The organism is Agarivorans gilvus (assembly GCF_001420915.1).
Lineage (GTDB): Bacteria > Pseudomonadota > Gammaproteobacteria > Enterobacterales > Celerinatantimonadaceae > Agarivorans > Agarivorans gilvus.
Window position 1 is genome coordinate 2,723,704 of sequence record NZ_CP013021.1, and the last position, 19,652, is coordinate 2,743,355.

The 19,652-nt window shown below is 43.5% G+C and carries 19 protein-coding genes; 6 read left to right on the plus strand and 13 right to left on the minus strand.

Annotated features, from left to right (window positions below; translation table 11 throughout):
- Positions 1-38: 38 nt before the first annotated feature.
- Positions 39-905, minus strand: a complete 867-nt coding sequence (locus AR383_RS12760; RefSeq protein WP_055733482.1) for a LysR family transcriptional regulator — start codon at positions 903-905, stop codon at positions 39-41.
- A gap of 165 nt (positions 906-1,070) precedes the next feature.
- On the opposite strand from AR383_RS12760, the gene AR383_RS12765 reads away from it, so the two are divergent.
- On the plus strand, positions 1,071-1,796 hold the full coding sequence (locus AR383_RS12765) for an oligogalacturonate-specific porin KdgM family protein (RefSeq protein ID WP_055733483.1): 726 nt from the start codon (positions 1,071-1,073) through the stop codon (positions 1,794-1,796).
- 42 nt (positions 1,797-1,838) lie between these two features.
- Here the strand turns inward: AR383_RS12765 and AR383_RS12770 are convergent, their stop codons facing one another.
- The 11 genes from AR383_RS12770 to AR383_RS12815 all read right to left on the minus strand — a co-directional run bounded on the left by AR383_RS12770 (position 1,839) and on the right by AR383_RS12815 (position 11,379).
- Positions 1,839-2,843, minus strand: a complete 1,005-nt coding sequence (locus tag AR383_RS12770; RefSeq protein WP_055733484.1) for a cytochrome d ubiquinol oxidase subunit II — start codon at positions 2,841-2,843, stop codon at positions 1,839-1,841.
- Positions 2,844-2,845: 2 nt separating this feature from the next.
- Complete coding sequence (locus AR383_RS12775) at positions 2,846-4,231, minus strand: cytochrome ubiquinol oxidase subunit I (RefSeq protein ID WP_055733485.1); 1,386 nt, start codon at positions 4,229-4,231, stop codon at positions 2,846-2,848.
- 12 nt (positions 4,232-4,243) lie between these two features.
- Positions 4,244-4,822 (minus strand): GbsR/MarR family transcriptional regulator, encoded by a 579-nt coding sequence (locus AR383_RS12780; protein WP_055733486.1) that lies wholly within the window; start codon positions 4,820-4,822, stop codon positions 4,244-4,246.
- A gap of 347 nt (positions 4,823-5,169) precedes the next feature.
- The gene (gene mnmE, locus AR383_RS12785) at positions 5,170-6,534 is read right to left on the minus strand and encodes a tRNA uridine-5-carboxymethylaminomethyl(34) synthesis GTPase MnmE (protein ID WP_055733487.1); all 1,365 of its coding nucleotides are present in this window, start codon (positions 6,532-6,534) and stop codon (positions 5,170-5,172) included.
- A gap of 88 nt (positions 6,535-6,622) precedes the next feature.
- Positions 6,623-8,263 carry a membrane protein insertase YidC gene (yidC, locus tag AR383_RS12790; RefSeq protein ID WP_055733488.1) on the minus strand — a complete coding sequence of 547 codons (1,641 nt, stop codon included), beginning with the start codon at positions 8,261-8,263 and terminating at the stop codon, positions 6,623-6,625.
- Between the two features lie 8 nt (positions 8,264-8,271).
- Positions 8,272-8,526, minus strand: a complete 255-nt coding sequence (gene yidD / locus AR383_RS21310) for a membrane protein insertion efficiency factor YidD (protein WP_083481595.1) — start codon at positions 8,524-8,526, stop codon at positions 8,272-8,274.
- Entirely contained in the window at positions 8,493-8,849 is a 357-nt protein-coding gene (rnpA, locus tag AR383_RS12795; protein WP_055733489.1) for a ribonuclease P protein component, read from the minus strand. The genes yidD and rnpA overlap by 34 nt, the downstream gene beginning before the upstream one ends.
- Positions 8,850-8,852: 3 nt before the next feature.
- Positions 8,853-8,987 carry a 50S ribosomal protein L34 gene (gene rpmH, locus AR383_RS12800; RefSeq protein ID WP_055733490.1) on the minus strand — a complete coding sequence of 45 codons (135 nt, stop codon included), beginning with the start codon at positions 8,985-8,987 and terminating at the stop codon, positions 8,853-8,855.
- Between the two features lie 214 nt (positions 8,988-9,201).
- The gene (locus tag AR383_RS12805) at positions 9,202-9,951 is read right to left on the minus strand and encodes an amino acid ABC transporter ATP-binding protein (protein WP_055733491.1); all 750 of its coding nucleotides are present in this window, start codon (positions 9,949-9,951) and stop codon (positions 9,202-9,204) included.
- Between the two features lies 1 nt (position 9,952).
- Entirely contained in the window at positions 9,953-10,621 is a 669-nt protein-coding gene (locus tag AR383_RS12810) for an amino acid ABC transporter permease (RefSeq protein WP_055733492.1), read from the minus strand.
- Complete coding sequence (locus AR383_RS12815) at positions 10,621-11,379, minus strand: amino acid ABC transporter substrate-binding protein (protein ID WP_157051733.1); 759 nt, start codon at positions 11,377-11,379, stop codon at positions 10,621-10,623. Before AR383_RS12815 ends, AR383_RS12810 begins: the two co-directional genes overlap by 1 nt.
- A 228-nt stretch (positions 11,380-11,607) precedes the next feature.
- Here AR383_RS12815 and dnaA point away from each other — a divergent pair, with 228 nt between their 5' ends.
- The 5 genes from dnaA (at position 11,608) to AR383_RS12840 (ending at position 18,299) form a co-directional block, all read left to right on the plus strand.
- Positions 11,608-13,014 (plus strand): chromosomal replication initiator protein DnaA, encoded by a 1,407-nt coding sequence (dnaA, locus tag AR383_RS12820; protein WP_055733493.1) that lies wholly within the window; start codon positions 11,608-11,610, stop codon positions 13,012-13,014.
- 20 nt (positions 13,015-13,034) lie between these two features.
- The gene (gene dnaN, locus AR383_RS12825) at positions 13,035-14,141 is read left to right on the plus strand and encodes a DNA polymerase III subunit beta (RefSeq protein WP_055733494.1); all 1,107 of its coding nucleotides are present in this window, start codon (positions 13,035-13,037) and stop codon (positions 14,139-14,141) included.
- A gap of 11 nt (positions 14,142-14,152) precedes the next feature.
- Positions 14,153-15,238: a DNA replication/repair protein RecF gene (gene recF, locus AR383_RS12830; protein ID WP_055733495.1), complete on the plus strand. Its 1,086-nt coding sequence runs from the start codon at positions 14,153-14,155 to the stop codon at positions 15,236-15,238.
- Positions 15,231-17,645 carry a DNA topoisomerase (ATP-hydrolyzing) subunit B gene (gene gyrB, locus AR383_RS12835; RefSeq protein ID WP_055733496.1) on the plus strand — a complete coding sequence of 805 codons (2,415 nt, stop codon included), beginning with the start codon at positions 15,231-15,233 and terminating at the stop codon, positions 17,643-17,645. The genes recF and gyrB overlap by 8 nt, the downstream gene beginning before the upstream one ends.
- A gap of 186 nt (positions 17,646-17,831) precedes the next feature.
- Complete coding sequence (locus AR383_RS12840) at positions 17,832-18,299, plus strand: Hsp20 family protein (protein ID WP_055733497.1); 468 nt, start codon at positions 17,832-17,834, stop codon at positions 18,297-18,299.
- 48 nt (positions 18,300-18,347) lie between these two features.
- On the opposite strand, the gene AR383_RS12845 is transcribed toward AR383_RS12840, so the two are convergent.
- Entirely contained in the window at positions 18,348-19,592 is a 1,245-nt protein-coding gene (locus tag AR383_RS12845) for a valine--pyruvate transaminase (protein WP_055733498.1), read from the minus strand.
- Between the last annotated feature and the right edge of the window lie 60 nt (positions 19,593-19,652).

The following is a 19,652-nucleotide window of genomic DNA, read 5'->3' on the forward strand; positions in this document are numbered from 1 at the left end:
AAGATCTATGCACAATTTGAGCTTAAACTTTGTAATGCTTAGCTGAAATGAGCCTTACATAAGTCGATTAAGCTGTTTAATGCTGGACTTGCTGCCCAGTGTTTTTGATAAATTAAACCTAAGCGTTCTGTGGTGATGGCGTCTTTATGATCAACTATTTTCAGCTGACCTGTCTTGAGATAGGGAGCTAATTGTTTTTGCTCACCGACAAACACACCACATCCACGTAGGCATAATTGGATGGCCAATTCATGCTGCTCAACCTCAATTTTTCGAGGAATGGAGTCTGGATCCCACAGGCTTATATCATTTGCGGCAAGTATGGTTATCCATGTATGACTAAGTATCTGCTGTAGCGTTGGTGTTGAAGTGTTAGCTAGGGGGTGGTTAGTTGCACACACGGCCACCAGCGGCATATCGCATAAGTGTTCCAGATTAAATTTATGAGGGTAGGCATCTCGATAAAAACTGAGAATGAGGTCGAGTTGAGGTTTTTCTTGCCAATTGAGTAGTTGCTCGTCGCGGCGTTGGTATAGGTGTAAATCTATATTCGGATGACGCTGATTAAACTGGCTAAGTAGCTCGGCGACAGTAGCATTTTGTAAGTAAGCACTGATGCCAATATTGAGTCTTAAACAGTCTTGCTCCGCTACGTGTTCAACTTGCTTTATTAGCTGTTGATTAGCGTTGAGTAGTTGTTCACACAGTGGCAGCATTTTTAAGCCTTGCTCGCTAAGTACCGGCTTGTGGCCACTGCGAGTAAACAATTCTACGTTCCAATCAATTTCTAAATTGCTGATCCATTGGCTCAATTGAGCCCGGTTTTTTTTCATTTTGGTCGCTGCTGCAGAAATGCTGCCTAATTGATGGCTCAATACAAAAGCTTGAATGGCATGTAAATTCATCGGTATTTTCTCTGTGTTAGAAAAGTCTAACAGACTCTGATTTGTTACGGCTTAAGGCTTAATTCATCATAGCGTCAATGGATGAATATATAAGTCTCTGACTAATATTTAATTTTAATAATGCATGGATGTTTTAGTAACTAACTATTTACTGAAAGGTTCCAAATGAAAAAATTTTTTATCGCTTCTAGTGTTTCTTTAGCCTTGATGAGTTCTTTTGTCTCAGCTGACGCCATTCGTGGTGAAGTAGCTGCTGAGAGTAATCGAAATGGTCCTCATTTTGGAGTACTAAAAGGTGGTTATGAGTTTGACACTCATCTGGGTCAATTTGGTTTTGATCTAGAGGCAAAAAGCCGTTTAGGTGGTAAGGCATATAGTGAAAATCAACACGAGTCTGGTTTACATGAAACCACTATAGCGGGAGATTATACTTACCAATTTGGTAATGCTTATCTACAACCGCGAGTTGAATATACTCGCAATGTTGCTGACGATGCCAACACCGGTAAAGTTGCCCTAAAAGGTGGTTATAACTTTGATAATGGTATCTTTATGGAGGCCCGTTACCGCTACGAAGATACCCAAAATAATAACGCCATTAATGCGCTTAATTTAGGTGATGTAAAAACCAATCGTGCTGATTTAACGGCGGGTTGGGCTGGAGATATTGTTGGCTTTTCGGTCAATTACATTGATAAAGATTCTAATGCAGAACGCAAAGATAGTAATCTTAACGCTAAAGAATTAGAAACCAAGTTATTCCTCACTAACTTAGGTAATTATCAACCTTACCTGCAATATACGCAGAAAAACTTTAATAGTAGTGATTATGACAATCTTCCACTGCAAGACGATAGCCAAGTGAAACTGGGCGTTAGCATGAAGTTTTAAAGAAACAAGAGCGCCGAGTGGCGCTCTTTTTTAAGAGCTTAATTAGTGGTAGTTTAGCGAGCTGGCTTTACCTCTAAATACCCAGTAAGAAAACGCGGTATAAGCTAAAATAACCGGTACTACCACCAGCGCACCGATTAATATCACAGTGAGTGATTCAGGCGCAGAGGCCGCTTGCCAAATGCTCATTTGTCCGGGAACCACATCAGGAAAGAAGCTGAAAGCCAAGGCGCTAAAACATAGGATAAAAATAGCCACAACCAATAAAAATGGCAGCCAACAGTGGCGATCATTTACTTTGGGTAAACGTTTCAGCAGCAGATCGTTAAACAAAAAGGCGGCAAAACACAAAGCCGGTATCAGCAATACAAACATCACTAACGGAAAATCAAACCAGCGATCAAATACTCCTGGGTTAACCATGGGATTAACGATACACACCGCTAATACTCCGATAAAACAGAGTCTCCCGCTGAGTTTTGCCCAAGTTACGGCACGTTTTTGCAGCTCTCCTTCGGTTTTCATGATCAACCAAGCCGCGCCAATGTAGCTATAAGCAAGGGTCACTCCTAAACCACTTAATAGGGCAAACAAATGAGCGCTCAGGCTGGCTTCAAAACCCATCACATATAGGCCTAACATGTAGCCTTGTGCCAAGGTGGTAAGCAGTGAGCCTGCTTTAAAGGTTCTATCCCAAGCAAGTTTATGGTCAACCGCCGCTTTGGCTCGAAAGTCAAAGGCCACGCCACGCATAATAAGTCCGATCAGCATAATGGCTACCGGTATATATAGGTGAAAGAGCACCACGCTATGGGCAGCAGGGAAGGCGATTAACATAATGCCTACTGCCAATACTAACCAAGTTTCGTTGGCATCCCAGAATGGCCCAATTGAGGCAATCATCGTGTCGCGTTGAGCTTCGTCGGCTTCCCCCATGGGCAGCAAAATGCCCACGCCTAAGTCATAACCATCGAGAATGGCGTAAACCAGAACGGAAAGTCCCATTAAGCCGATAAAAATAATTGCCAACCAGTAAGCATCCATCATCTTTAGTGACTCCCCTCGTGAGTGGTTTGTGGATTAGAAACATGGCTTAGGTTGCCATCGGCCTGCGGTTCTAGGGTTTCAAATTCTTCGACTTTAATCGCCTTACGCGCCATTAAAAATACCGTACGAGTATAGGCATAAAGTAAAAAGGCGTACACGATTAGATAAAGGGTTAATGAGAAACCCACTTTAGATGGGGGCAAGCTAGTTACCGCATCTTGGGTTTTTAATATGCCGGTGACTAACCAAGGTTGACGGCCAATTTCAGTCACATACCAACCCGCTAGCGTGGCTAGCCAACCAGAGAAGGTAGTGGCTACCAATACTTTCAGTAACCAGGCTGGTAGACCCTTCCGGCGGTAAAAGTGGTAACAAGCAAACCAACTTAGGCCAAGCATCAATAAGCCTAAGCCCACCATTACTCGGAAACTCCAGAATACAGGGGCAACTGGCGGGTGCTCCCCTGCAAACTCATTTAAGCCTTTTAGTTCACCATCCAGCTCATGAGTCAGAATCAAACTGGCAAGATTAGGTATGCCTATTTCATAGTGATTGGTTTTATTTTGCTGATCGGGTAGCGCAAATAATAATAATGGAGCGCCGCGCTCGGTGTGCCAGATCCCTTCAATGGCAGCAATTTTTGCCGGTTGATGTTCTAGAGTATTTAAACCATGAAAATCACCGACCAAGGCTTGAGTGGGGGCCAAAATGGCGGCCACAATTAACGCTACTTTTAAGCTTAAACGTGGCGCTTTTTTAGTATCGCCTTTAAGGATGCGGTAGGCCGAGATCCCAGCGATGAAGAACGATGCGGTTAAGCCCGAGGCCAATAACATATGGCTTAAGCGATAAGGAAAAGAAGGGTTAAATACAATGGCAAACCAGTCGGTTGGGTAGGCTACGCCATCACGCATTTCAAAGCCGGCCGGAGTTTGCATCCAAGAATCCAGCGCTAGGATCCAAAACGCCGATAAGCTGGTGCCGATAGCCACCAAAATGGTAGCAAAAGTATGCACTTTGTTGGGCACACGTTTGATACCAAACAGCATAATGCCAAGGAAAGTCGCTTCTAAGAAAAAGGCGGTAAGCACCTCATAGCCTAGCAATGGCCCGGCGATATTACCCACCGTTTCCATAAAGCCTGGCCAGTTAGTACCAAACTGAAAAGACATAGTAATGCCACTGACTACACCTAAGGCAAAAGACAGGGCAAATACTTTTACCCAAAAGCGATAGGCGCGCATCCAAATTGGATTGCCAGTCATATCATGGCGGATTTTAAAGAAAACCAAGAACCAGCACATGGCAATGGTGATGGTTGGAAACAGAATGTGGAAGCTGATATTCGCAGCAAACTGTATCCTTGAAAGGATTAAGGCATCAAGCATGATTAACTCTCATTAAGGTGAATAAGCGTATTCGCTGGCGGCAGTTCCTTTGTTACCAACAATTTTGTCTTTAAGTTCTAGTAATTTGTTAAGGCCAGAGCCCATTTTCATCAGTTGTTGTAATTGCTCTGGGCTAAAACTGTTTAGGGTATTGGACCATTGGGTGATGAGTTCCAATAAGTCATGAATCTCCTTCATTTTTTGTTGGGTAAACTGGTCTTCTTCATTGTCCGGCTGTTCTAGCAAGTTAGAGCGCAGTAACGACAGGGTAGGGTCTACTTCCCGTTTACTGCGTTCTTCAAATACTGTTTTAGCCATGTCCCAAATAGATCCCGCTGCGGTATAAAACTCGCGACGTTGCCCTGCTTGGTGACTCAGTTTTACCAAACGCCAAGACTGAAGTTCTTTAAGGCCCATACTGACGTTGCCGCGGCTAATACCGAGTTGCTGCATGATTTGTTCGGCATGCAAAGGATGCTGGTTTATCACCAACAGAGCCAAAATCTGACCGACGGTGCGGTTAAAGCCCCAGCGACTGCCCATTTCTCCAAAATGTAAGACAAAAGCCTGACTTTTCTCTGATAATTGCATGCGGGTTTTCCTTTTGAACGTTCAGAAAAAAGTGAAAGTTTATTTAAATATTGATTTATGTCAATTTTTTTAGCTGATGTTTTTTCTCTTGGTCAAGCTATAAGCGGGTTTAAGCTTTGTTTTAGAAGATGTTTTAGATAATCAGAATAAATTTATAGTTCCGGGTGGTTTTTAAGCGCTAAGCGTGAAGGGGAACGGCTTTAGTCATACTAAATGAGGGGGTATATCTAGGTTTTGATTTATTTATACCTGAACTAACCTTTATTTTCTAAGTAACAAGCGGCCATAAAAACCGCTTGTACTCTTACATAGGTTTTTGAGCTAGCTCTTGCCTTGGTTTTGCCACTTTACTTGCCGATACAGAAGCTAGTGAAGATGCGGCTGAGTAGATCGTCTGAGCTAAATTCGCCGGTGATCTCACTTAAGGCTTGTTGTACCAGGCGTAACTCTTCGGCAAGCAGTTCGCCGGCTTGGTAAACCTCTAGTTGGGTTTTACCATTATCTAGGTGTTCGGCAGCTTGCTCTAGGGCATTAAGGTGGCGACGACGTGCCATAAAGCCGCCTTCTAGGTTGCCGGTAAAGCCCATGCATTGTTTGAGGTGGGCTTTTAATTCACTTAGACCTAATTCGGTTTTGGCTGAGATTTTAAATACCGGATGGCCATGATCCATCACCACATCGAGGCTTTCCCTGGTAATATCGGCTTTATTACGCACTACCGTCATGCCCATGTTAGGCGGCAGTTTGGCGACAAATTCTGGCCAGATTTTTAGCGGGTCGAGCTGGTCGGTGGTGGTACCATCCACCATAAACAATACCCGATCAGCATTATTAATTTCTTCCCAAGCGCGCTCAATACCAATTTGTTCCACCACATCGGCGTCATCACGCAAACCGGCGGTATCAATGATGTGCAGCGGCATGCCATCGATGTGAATGTGTTCGCGCAATACATCACGAGTGGTGCCGGCAATGTCGGTAACAATGGCGGCCTGTTTCCCAGCTAAGGCATTCAGTAAGCTCGATTTGCCCGCATTGGGGCGCCCAGCTATGACTACTCGCATACCTTCACGTAGCAAGGAACCTTGGCGTGCTTGCGCTTGCACAGCACTGAGTTCATCAATGATGGCGTAGAGATCGCTTTGTACTTTGCCGTCACTGAGAAAATCGATTTCTTCTTCAGGAAAATCGATAGCTGCCTCAACGTAGATCCGCAAACGGGTGACGTTTTCTACCAAGCTGTAGATTTTGTTAGAAAACTCTCCCTGCAGCGACTGTAGGGCACTTTTAGCCGCTTGCTCGCTGGTTGCTTCAATTAGGTCAGCAATGGCCTCTGCTTGGGCTAAGTCGAGCTTGTCGTTAAGAAAAGCGCGTTCGCTAAACTCTCCGGGGCGAGCCATGCGTAAGCCTTCAATTTGGCAGATTTCGCGGATCAGCATATCTATTACCACTGGGCCACCATGACCTTGTAGTTCTAATACGTCTTCGCCGGTAAAGGAGTGAGGGCCTTTAAAGAATAAGGCGATGCCTTGGTCTAAGGTATCTCCCTGTAGGTTCTTAAACGCCAAATAATCGGCATAACGAGGCTTGGGGCACTTACCCAATAATTGTTCTGCTACCTGTTGCGATAAGGGGCCGGATACACGAATAATGCCTACGCCGCCGCGTCCCGGTGCTGTTGCCTGTGCCACTATGGTATCAGTTGAACTCATGCTGACTCTCTTTGCTCTTGCGGTAAAAATAAAAATGCCATTCAGCTTTCACTGAATGGCATTTTAGCACTCTCGCTAAACTTTGTGCTTAGCGTTTATGCAATCCTTTTTTCTCAAGGTTACGGTAAATCAGAGTTTGCTGAATTAGTGTAACCACGTTACTCATTAACCAGTATAGAACTAGACCTGCTGGGAACCAAAGGAAGAATACAGTGAAGATAACCGGCATGAATTGCATGATCTTCGCTTGCATTGGGTCGGCTACGGTAGTCGGAGACATCTTCTGAATGAAGAACATACTCACGCCCATTAGCACTGGCAGAATGTAGTAAGGGTCTTGTACTGACAAGTCAGTAATCCAACCAAAGAATGGTGCATGACGAAGCTCAACGCTTTCCATTAATGACCAGTACAAGGCGATGAAAATTGGCATTTGTAGCAAGATAGGGAAACAGCCACCCAGTGGGTTAACTTTCTCTTTCTTGTATAACTCCATCATGCCTTGAGACATTTTCTGACGGTCGTCGCCATACTTCTCACGTAGTGCTGCCATTTTGGGTTGTAGCAAACGCATTTTCGCCATAGAGGTGTATTGCGCTTTGGTGAGTGGATACATGATACCTTTCACCGTGAAGGTGATTAGGATAATTGCGATACCCCAGTTTCCAACGAAACTATGGAAAAACTTAAGCAGTTTAGACAGTGGCTGAGCAATAAACCACAACCAGCCGTAATCTACGGTAAGGTCTAGGTGTTTGGCGGCTTCTGCCATTTGCTCTTGTAGTTTAGGACCAACCCATAAGCTAGAGCTTAGCTGCTCACTCTGGCCTGGTGCAACAGTGTGGGCAGGGGCTTTATAACCCATGAACACAAAACCGTTATTGGCGTTTGAGTACAATTGGTTGGTGCTATTTTCGTCGGGTAACCAAGCGGTAACGAAGTAGTGCTGCATCATGGCTACCCAGCCACCAGTGGTGGTGACGTTTAGGTTAGCTTTCTGCATGTCTTTGATTTTGTATTTAGAGTAACGGGTTGAGTCACTCGAGTAAGCACCACCGCGATAAACCGGCATTACCATGCTTGATTTATGCTCTTTTTCGGTTTGCTTAAGTTGGCCATATAACTGCAGGTTTAGCGCTTGTTCGCTATTGTTAGTCACTTCATAAGTTACATCAACATCGTAACTGCCACGCTTAAGCGTGAAGCTCTTAGTGAACTGGTTACCGGCTTGGTCTTGGTAAGTCATAGCCACAACCACTTGGTCTTCGCCTTCAGCTAGCTCGAAGTTAGAGCTGCTGACTTGATAGATAGGACGACCATTGGCGCTGGCATCTGGGCCGTCGCGACCAATCAAACCACTTTGCGCAATATAGGTGAAGTTAGCATCCTCTTCTAAAAGAACGAAAGGCTCGCTAGATTCTTCTTCAATTGGGTAGGCTAATAACTCGCCACTAACAACATCACCACCTTGAGAGCTAATTTTTAGCTTTAGTACGTCGGTGGTTACAGTGATTAACTGACCTGCGCTAGTCGCTTGAGTTAAGTCTGAATCATCAGAAGACGTCGCACTTGCTGGCACATCAGGATGCGCGCCGGCTGGCGTGGCGTTAACAGTATTGGTCGCAGTAATCACTTCCGGCTGCGGGCCGTAATCTTTTTGCCATTGCTGATATATAAGAAAACTTACAAACAGCAACCCAATTATCAGTAAATTGCGTTGAGATTCCATAATATTAGTTAATCACTATTGGTTTTTTTGGAACCTGGAACAGGATCATGTCCGCCAGGATGTAGTGGATGGCATTTTAATAGACGTTGGCTTGCTAACCAACAACCTTTTATCACACCGTGCAAATTTATTGCTTCAATCGCATAATCTGAACACGTAGGCGTAAAACGGCAGCGCGGTCCAAGCAAAGGACTTATCAAATATTGATAAGCTTTGATGGGCAATATCGCTAAGCTTCGCAACGGCGCGAAAGTCTTCGCCATGATTTCTCCAGCATTTTACTTATTTCTTGATTGCTTAAATCAGCAATTCCGTGTTTAGAGATAAGCACAATATCAACAGCGGGTAACTGATGCTGATGTAATCGAAAACTCTCTCTTACCAAGCGTTTAATACGATTGCGACCTACGGCAAGCTTAATGCTTTTTTTGGAAACGGCTAGGCCTAGTCGTGGATGAGCTAAGGTATTAGGTTTGGCAAGGATGGTGAGTTGAGGAGTACCCACACGAACGGGGTTGGAGAATACGTGTTTGAAATGCATGGGAGTTAACAAACGTAACTCCCTGCCGAACGAATGTCTTTGCATTAATTATGCAGACAAACGTGCGCGACCTTTGGCACGACGACGAGCCAAAACTTGGCGGCCGTTTTTAGTTGCCATGCGAGCGCGAAAACCGTGGCTACGCTTACGCTTTAGTACGCTTGGTTGAAAAGTACGTTTCATAGTTATTACTCTGCTAGCTAGTTTTTTACTGTACAGTCGGTGCAATTAACCGAAATGGTTGGCGCACCGGGTAAAAAAGAGGCGAAATTCTAATCATTCGCCCCTTCTAAGTCAAACGAAATATCGTTTAATCTTAAATCGTTTTGCCTGGAAGATCTTTTAGATCCTGCAGCGGCATTATAGTGCTACTAATTATAGCTGCAAGTGATCTCTACTATTCAATTGCATCTCTTTTTAGTATTCGCGAAATAAACTGTTGAGTTCTTGGATCTTTCGGTTGAGTAAACAGTTGCTCCGGCGGACCTTGTTCAACAATATTACCATCACTCATAAATACGACTCGGTCGGCCACTTCGCGGGCAAAGGCCATTTCATGGGTGACGATCAGCAAGGTTTGCTTACGCTTGGCTAACATTTTTATTAAGCCAAGTACCTCACCCACCCATTCTGGATCCAATGCCGAGGTGGGTTCGTCAAATAGAATGGCTTGGCTTGGGGTAGCCATGGCTCGGCCAATACCAATACGTTGTTGCTGGCCCCCAGAAAGTTGGCTTGGGTAGTGTTTGGCTTTATCGGCGAGGCCAATATCAGCAAGAATTTGTCTTGCCTTAGTGAGTGCAGTCGCCTTGTCTTGTTTCCATACGGTAATTAAGGCTTCGGCTATATTCTGTTCGGCGTTTAAGTTGGCAAATAATGAGTAGTTTTGAAATACAAAGGCAAACTTTCGGCGTAACGCTATGATCTCACTGGCATGGTGTTGTTCAGCGTTGACCGATAGACCATCAACACTGATCATGCCGCTGTCTGCTTGTTCTAGGAAGTTTAGGCAACGTAAGAAGGTCGATTTTCCGGTGCCAGAAGGGCCGATAATCGCCACCACTTCGCCTTCATTCACCTCAAAGTCGATACCATTTAATACTTTTTGCCCATTAAAGCTTTTATGTAAGTTGGCTACTTTGATCATGCTAATAGGCCTTTGCTAAACGTTTTTCGGCGAGGTTTTGCACTTGGGTAAACACTGCCACTACCGCCCAATAAATCAACGCAACCGCTAAGAAGGCTTCAAAAAACTTAAAGCTACTCGACGCTTCCATTTGCGCTTTTGCCATAATTTCTGCCACTCCCAAAGTGAAGGCTAAAGAGGTGCTTTTGATCATATCTATCAGATAATTCATTAGCGAGGGCAGTGCGGTTCGCAGTGCTTGTGGTAGCACAATGCGTCGCAGAGCTTGAATGCGCGTCATGCCAAAGGCGTAGCTGGCATCCCATTGGCTATTGTCTATGGAGGTGATGGCTGCGCGAATACTCTCTGCCTTATAAGCTGCAAAGTGCAAGCTTAAACCGATAACAGAGGCACTAAAGGCATCAATACCTATCATAAATGGAAACAGTTGCGGCAGGCCGTAATACAAAATAAATAGCTGAACTAACAGCGGCGTTCCTCGAAAGAAGGAAATAAACACCACTGAAAACTGATTCAAAACAGGCAGCTTGAATACTCGAACCAGTGCCAATATTAGCGCTAAAATTAACGCAAAAATGGCTGCAATTGCAGCCATCTCCATGGTTGTAGCCAAATACTTAAACAGTATTGGGAACAGTTCAATCATGTAGCCAAAGTCAAAGCTAGACATTATCGGGTGATGTCTCCGTCAAACCATTTTTGGGAAATTGCGCTAAGTGTGCCATCTTTACGCATCGCTGCAAGGCTGGCATTAACTTGTTCTTGCAAAGCTTGGCCAGTCGCATTGTTTTTGAATGGCATGGCGTTTTCAATGGTTTCAAAAGGTTGCCCTGCTAATGCTAGCGGTAAACCCGATTGTTTAATTAAGGCTAAAGAAGAAACGCGGTCCATCACAAAGGCATCGGAACGACCTAATGCTACATCTTGCTCGATACCGGTGTCGTAAGTAGCAATGTTAATTTGCTGCTCTTCATCGTGCTTGCGTAGTAGTTGTTCGAAGTTAGAGCCAAGGTTAACCGCAACCTTTTTACCTTTTAGGTCATCAATGCCGTTAATTTCTTGGTTGCCTTTACGTACAACGATTTGCGCACCGTCAATCACATAAGGTGTTGAAAACAAGTATTTCGCCTTACGTTCGTCGGTGATGGTGATTTGGTTAGAAATAGTATCGATTCGGCCGGTTTCTAACATGCCAAATAGGCCTGAAAAGTTAGCAGTAACAAACTCTACTTGCCAGTCATTACGCTTGGCTAATTCGTTCCAAACATCTACCTCAAAACCTTGCAGCTGATCCTGTTTAACAAAGGTAAACGGGAAGTAGCGTCCAGACATGCCTACTTTTACGCTTTGTTGAGCAAATGCTGACCAAGGCCCTAAGCTAAGTACCAGTAATCCAAGTAATAAACGAGATTTATTCAATAGTTTCATTTTTATTTGTCTGCAAATTTAGTTATCTATAGTAAAAAATATTAATTTATAGTGGCTGTGTATACAAATACGCTGTTGTTATATCAAATAACTAAGTCGTAATTTTGTTTAAATAATTTTATTCACATTTTTGTTATCTGCTTGTGAATAATTCATAAGAAACCTAGAGTTTAAGCGGCTTCCGGTATAAAATAGACGGTCTTTTTGAGTAATAACGCGGAGTGGCTAGTGAGTGGGTCTCTTTGGCAGCAAATCTTAGTTCGATTACAAGATGAATTGCCGGCAACAGAATTTAGTATGTGGATCCGACCACTTCAAGTAGAGCAGGGTGCCGAGCTATTGGTGTTGTATGCGCCTAATCGCTTTGTATTAGATTGGGTGAAAGATAAATACCTAATCCGAGTCAATGCCCTACTTGAAGAGTTTTGTGGTAGTGACAAGCCGGGCTTACGTTTTGAAGTGGGCAGTAAGCCTCTTAGCAAAACCTTAAGCTCTGATATTAACAGTCGTAGCACAGCCTCTTCAGGTGTAAGCGCTAACCAATCCGCTAGTCAAGATAATGGTAAAAGTTGGGATAAAGAGCCTGCTGTAAAGTCAGCTTTAGAGGCTAATCATCGTAATAATATCAATGCGACTTATCAGTTCGATAACTTTGTTGAAGGTAAGTCTAACCAGTTAGCCAGAGCTGCTGCGACTCAAGTAGCCAATAATCCTGGTGGCGCCTATAACCCTTTATTTCTCTACGGTGGTACTGGTTTGGGTAAAACCCACTTACTTCATGCAGTAGGGAATGGCATTATCAATAGTAAGAAAAATGCCAAAGTGGTTTACATGCATTCTGAACGTTTTGTTCAGGACATGGTAAAAGCCTTACAAAACAATGCGATAGAAGATTTTAAACGTTATTATCGAAGTGTTGATGCGCTGCTTATAGATGATATTCAGTTCTTCGCCAATAAAGAGCGCTCTCAAGAAGAATTTTTTCACACTTTTAATGCGCTGCTAGAAGGCAATCAACAAATTATTCTTACCAGTGACCGCTACCCCAAAGAAATTGATGGGGTAGAGGATCGCCTAAAAAGCCGTTTCGGCTGGGGCTTAACGGTGGCCATTGAACCCCCCGAGTTAGAGACTCGAGTGGCCATCTTAATGACCAAGGCTAACGAAAATAATATTCGTTTACCTGATGAGGTGGCCTTTTTTATTGCTAAGCGTTTGCGCTCTAATGTTCGTGAGTTAGAGGGCGCTCTTAACCGAGTTATAGCCAACGCTAATTTTACTGGGCGAGCGATTACTATCGATTTTGTGCGAGAAGCTTTACGTGACTTACTCGCGCTACAAGAGAAGTTAGTCACCATCGATAATATTCAAAAAACCGTGGCTGAATATTACAAAATTAAGGTGGCTGATTTGCTATCTAAACGCCGCTCTCGTTCAGTAGCTCGACCTCGACAGCTGGCCATGGCCCTGGCTAAAGAGCTAACCAACCATAGCTTGCCTGAAATTGGTGACGCTTTTGGTGGGCGTGACCATACCACGGTATTACACGCTTGCCGCAAAATTTCTCAGTTGAAAGAAGAAAGTCACGATATTAAAGAAGACTATCAAAATCTTATTCGTACCTTGTCGTCATAATTGGAGAGGCGCTACTAGACATGCAATTTAGTATCAATCGAGAGCAACTGCTAAAACCGCTTCAGCAAGTAAGTGCTGCTTTGGGCGGACGACCCACGATTCCCATTCTTGGCAATGTGTTGTTAGACATCAGTAATCAGCAGTTATCGATTACCGGCACCGATATGGAGGTGGAGCTGATTGCCACCTTACCTCTAGAAAATACCGTAAATGACGGGCGAGTAACGGTTCCTGCGAAAAAGTTTGTTGATATTTGCCGTGGCCTACCTGAAGGTTGCGAGATTCATTGTAAGGCTGACGAGCATCGCTTGGTACTAAAGTCTGGTCGTAGCCGATTTTCGCTTGCTACTTTACCTGCCACTGACTTTCCCAACGTAGAAGACTGGCAAAGCCAGCAGGTGATTCAGTTGACTCAAGGTCAGTTGAAAAATCTGATAGATAGCACCCAGTTCTCTATGGCGAGCCAAGATGTTCGTTATTATTTAAACGGCATGTTATTTGAAACCGATGAAAAAGGTTTAAAAACCATTGCTACCGACGGCCACCGTTTAGCCTTGGCTGAACAAATTATCGAGCAGCCCGGTTTGCAGGCTCAACAGGTGATTGTGCCCCGTAAAGGTGTGATTGAGCTGTCACGAATGTTAGAGCATGAAGACCAACTGGTAGAGCTACACATTGGCAGTAATAACTTACGCGCTTGTATTCAAAACTTCACCTTTACCAGCAAACTGGTAGACGGACGTTTCCCTGATTATCGTCGTGTATTACCAGCGAACAGCGACAAGGCTTTGGTATCGGGACGGGAAGAGTTAAAACAAGCTTTTTCTCGAGCGGCTATTTTGTCTAATGAAAAGTTTCGCGGTGTAAGATTACAACTGCAGTCTGGCTCGTTAAAAATCACCGCGAATAACCCCGAGCAGGAAGAAGCTGAAGAAATTTTGGACGTAGATTATCAAGCCGAGGATTTAGAAATTGGCTTCAATGTGGTTTACGTTTTAGACGTGTTAAACGCCCTTAAATGCGAGCAGGTGCGCGTTAACATGAGCAATAGCAACAGTAGTGCTTTAATTGAAGATGCCGAGCAAACAGGTAAAGCAATGTACGTTGTTATGCCAATGCGTTTGTAACTGGCCGAGAAATGCATATTCAGAGTTTAGGCTTGCAGCATTTTAGAAATATTGAAGCGGCTAGCCTTTCCTTGAATCCCCAGCTTAATGTAATTTTGGGGAATAATGGTAGCGGTAAAACCAGTGTATTAGAGGCGATATATTACTTGGGCTTTGGCCGATCGTTTCGTAGTAATCGCCCTAGTAAAGTTATTACCTACCAAAAAGACAGTTTTGTAGTTTTTGCTCAACTAGAGCAGCATAAAATTGGCTTACAAAAATTCAAGAGTGGTGATACCGCCTTAAGAATTAACAAAGAGAATGTAAGAAGTCAGGCGGTGTTAGCCTCGCTGTTACCCTTGCAAATACTTCACCCAGAAGGGTATGCCTTAGTCGATGGTAGTCCCAAATATCGACGAGCCTACTTGGATTGGGGAGTGTTTCACGTGGAACATCAGTTCCACGGAGCCTGGCAAAACTATAAGCGACTGCTTAAGCAACGTAATGCCTTACTTAAGCAAACTAAAAGTTACCAAGACTTAAGTTATTGGGATAAACAATTAGTAGAGTTGGCAGAGCTAGTTAGCCAACTTAGAGCTAAATACGTAGACAGTATTAGCCAAAGCTTGTCTCAGTTAGTGAGTGAATTTCTACCTGAGTACAGTTTCGAGCTCAGCTTTTTTAAAGGCTGGGACGACAAAAATTCGTTAAGTGAATTGCTTAGCACAAGTTTTTCGCGAGATAGATTGATGGGGTTCACTCAGTATGGTCCTCATAAAGCAGACTTAAAGTTTAAATTTAACGGAGTAAATGCCGTTGATTTAATCTCTAGAGGACAGCTAAAGTTGTTTGTTTGTGCCCTGATCTTAGCTCAAGGGCAACATGCCGAGCAGGTTAGTGGCAACAAAACAATCTATCTTATCGACGATTTTGCAGCCGAACTAGACAGCGCCAAGCGGCGTTTACTAGCCGAGTGCTTGCAAAGAAATGGGTCTCAAGTGTTTGTTTCAGCAATTGAAGAACAGATGCTAGATGGATTTGATTTAGAAGGATGCACAATGTTTCACGTGGAACATGGTGTTATCAACGACTATAAAACGAGAGTAAAACATGGCTGAAAATGAATATGGCTCATCAAGTATTAAGGTACTAAAAGGCCTTGATGCGGTAAGAAAACGTCCTGGGATGTATATTGGTGATACCGATGATGGCTCAGGTTTACATCACATGGTATTCGAAGTTGTAGATAACTCCATTGATGAAGCATTAGCGGGCCACTGTCAGGATGTAGTCGTTACGATTCATAGTGATGGTTCTGTCTCTGTTTCCGATGACGGTCGAGGTATTCCGGTTGATCTTCACGAAGAGGAAGGGGTATCGGCCGCAGAAGTAATTATGACGGTGCTACACGCCGGTGGTAAGTTTGACGATAACTCCTATAAAGTATCGGGTGGTTTACATGGAGTGGGGGTTTCAGTAGTAAATGCCTTATCGATTAAACTACAGCTAACCATTAAGCGCCAAGGACACGTTTACGAACAGTTTTATACTCTAGGTGAACCTGATGCACCTTTGGCTAAAGTGGGTGATACCGATAAAACGGGTACTGAGCTTCGCTTCTGGCCAAGTGCGGAAATTTTCTCTGATACGACTTTCCATTACGATATTCTGGCAAAGCGCCTACGTGAATTATCATTCTTGAATTCTGGTGTATCGATCATCCTAAAAGATGAACGCGATGGTAAGCAGGACCACTTCTGTTATGAAGGGGGGATTCAAGCCTTCGTATCCTTCTTGAATACCAATAAAACACCGATTCATGACAAAGCCTTTAGCTTCAACTTGCAACGCGAAGATGGTATTGCTGTAGAAGTAGCAATGCAGTGGAATGATGGTTTCCAAGAGAATATTTTCTGTTTCACTAACAATATTCCACAGCGCGATGGTGGTACTCACTTAGCTGGGTTTAGAGCAGCCTTAACTCGAACCTTAAACAGCTATATGGAAAAAGAAGTTAATAAGAAAGATAAGAGCAGCGCTACCGGTGATGATGCCCGTGAAGGCTTAACTGCTGTTATTTCGGTTAAGGTTCCTGATCCAAAGTTCTCAAGCCAAACCAAAGATAAATTGGTGTCATCTGAAGTGAAATCTGCAGTTGAGCAAGCCATGGGTGAGAAGCTGAGTGATTACCTACTTGAGAACCCTCAAGAAGCTAAGATTATCACGCAAAAGATTATTGATGCAGCCCGAGCTCGTGAAGCGGCCCGTAAAGCTAGAGATATGACTCGTCGTAAAGGCGCCTTGGACCTAGCAGGCTTACCCGGTAAATTAGCCGATTGTCAGGAAAAAGACCCTGCACTTTCTGAACTATACATAGTGGAGGGTGATTCTGCGGGTGGTAGTGCTAAGCAAGCTCGTAATCGTAAGAACCAGGCGATTTTGCCACTTAAAGGTAAAATTCTAAACGTAGAGAAAGCCCGTTTCGATAAGATGCTGTCTTCCCAAGAGGTGGCAACACTGATTACCGCTATGGGCTGTGGTATTGGTCGAGATGAGTATAACCCTGATAAAACTCGTTACCATCAAATCATTATCATGACCGATGCTGATGTGGATGGTTCACATATTCGAACTCTATTGTTGACCTTCTTCTACCGCCAAATGCCGGAAATTATCGAGCGTGGTTACATATATATTGCTCAGCCTCCTTTGTATAAGGTTAAAAAAGGCAAGCAAGAACGCTATGTGAAGGATGAAGAATCTTTAACTGAATATCTCACTTCTTTAGCCTTAGATAATTCTGGTTTGCATGTGAATGCCGATGCGCCAGCTATCACCGGAGAACACTTAGAAAACTTGGTTCGTCAGTACCGCCGTGTTTGGAAAAACAATGAGCGTTTATCGCGCCGTTACCCCATCTCTTTATTAAGCCAAATGATTTACCAACGTTGCTTAACGGTTGAAGAGTTAAAAGATACCGAAGTATTGGAGCAATGGGCGGAAGAATTAATCGAACCTGTGAATGCGGAACTACCTAGTGGTAACTACTACTCAGTAGAAATTGAGAAACATGAGGAACGTGAAATTTACTACCCTGTGTTTACTCTGCGCCAGCATGGTGTAGATACCGCCTTTAAGTTTGAATCAGATTTCTTTGCTTCTCATGACTACAAAGATATTTGCAGTCTCTACGATAATTTAAACAACCTGATTGAAGAGGGTGCTTATGTTAAACGTGGAGAAAAAGTGAAGCCCGTGAATAGCTTTGAGGAAGCTCTGAACTGGTTAATGTCTGAATCACGTCGTGGCCTTTATATTCAACGTTATAAAGGTTTGGGTGAGATGAACCCTGATCAGCTTTGGGAAACCACCATGGATCCGGAAACTCGTCGTATGTTAAGAGTAACCGTTGAAGATGCTATCGCTTGTGACCAATTGTTCACAACCTTAATGGGTGATCAGGTAGAGCCACGTCGTCACTTCATTGAAGATAATGCCTTAAATGTAGAAAACCTCGACGTTTAAGCTTCGCTTCTCATTTTTAAAGCACAAAAAGGCAATATGAAAATATTGCCTTTTTTGTACTTGAAAGCCAAAAGACAGCCCTTATATATAATTATAACGCAGCGCCACATTGGGTGGGCTACGTGATAAACGGTGCAGCGCTAATGCTGACCACAACAATTTATTGCTCTATGAGGATAAACAAATATGCGTAATCAATATGACTTTTCTCCACTTTATCGTACTGCTATTGGCTTCGATCGTTTAGCTAATTTCATTGAAGCGGCTTCCAATCAAAGTGCTCAAGCACAGAGTAATGGCTATCCTCCTTATAACATCGAAGCGCTCGATGAAAATAATTACCGTATTACTTTAGCCGTGGCTGGCTTTAGCGAAGATGAGCTTACTATTGTGGCTCAAGAAAATGCATTAGTGGTGACTGGCACTAAGCAGAAGAAAAACGAACAAACTAAATTTTTACATCAAGGCATTGCGGAACGAGGGTTCGAGCGCAAATATCAAATTGCCGACCATGTGAAAGTTAAAGCGGCCAACTTAGAAAATGGTCTGTTGCAAATTGACTTGGAAAGAGAAATCCCGGAAGCCCTGAAACCTAAGCAAATCCCAATTAATGGTAAGTTGCGGGTTGAAGCTTTAGACGCTAAATCAGCCTGATAGTTAAGTAAGATAAAAGAAGAAAGGGCCATTTTAGGCCCTTTTTTGTTAGCCTAATAATGGATTAACCACATCGGCTAATATCCCTATGCCTCGTTTTACTTGTGCTTCACTTTGTGCGAAGTTGAGGCGTATACATTCTTGAGTATGCCGCCACTCACTGCTAATACCTGGGAAGAAGTAACTGCCGGGAACGATCAATAAACCCTGTTGCTTAAGGCGCTGGTACAACTGCTTATCGCTAATGCTTAAGCCTTCAAACCAGAGCCATAAAAACATTGCTCCTTCAGATTTATGTATTTTGAATTGTGTAGATGGAATAGCCTGCTGTAGCCATTTTATCGCCTGTTCAGACTTTTGTTGGTAATAAGGCTTAATGATGTTATTACTCGCATCAAGCAGGCTATTATCTTTTAGCATTTCGTTGGCTAGGGCTGGGCCTATACCTCCTGGCGAGAGGTTAATAATCCCCGAAAGGTTACTAATGGCTTTTACCGTTTCTGGCTTGGCAATTACTATCCCACAGCGAGCCCCCGGTAAACCTAGCTTGGATAAGCTTAAGCACAGAATGGTGTTTTCATCCCAGTAGGGAGTGGCTTCGGGAGTGAAAATTAAATTAGGAAAAGGCAGCCCGTAGGCGTTATCAATCAGCAAGGGAATATCGTGTTGCTTGGCCAGCTGAGAGAGCTTCAGTAACTCTTTGTCAGTAATCACATTGCCGGTTGGATTAGTTGGGCGAGAAACGCAGATCAAGCCAATGCTTTCATCGATAGTGAGTTGTTCAAAGTCAACGTGATATTTAAATTGGCGACCTTCTAGCTGCTCAATACTCGGTTTATTGCCAATAAATAAATCATCACTAAGGCCGCTATCTTCATAACCAATGTATTCTGGGGCCAAGGGAAATAATACGCGTTTATTGTGTGCTCCCTTGCCAGCAAACAAGTTAAACAGGTAGAAAAAAGCAGTTTGGCTACCGTTAGTGAGTGCTATGTTTTCTTCGTTAATATCCCATTGAAATTCATTTCTAAAAAAAGCTGCTAAATTAGAAATGAATTCTTTATTGCCTTGTGGAGCATCGTAATTACATAAGGCTTTTAATAGGCTCTGATTGTCTAGGCTACGACGCAGGTGTTGGTCGAAGATAGTATTCATGGCAGTGATTTGTGCCGGGTTGCCGCCGCCTAACATAATCATTTCGTCGCCAGCTCTAATTCCTTCGTCAAGGTCATCCATTAACTGGGTTATTCCAGCGTGGCGAGTAAACTTATTACCAAAACTCGAATACTTCATAACTTTCCCTTTGTCTTGAAGGCGTCACCTTAGCAAAAATTAAGCGTGAAAAACATTAGC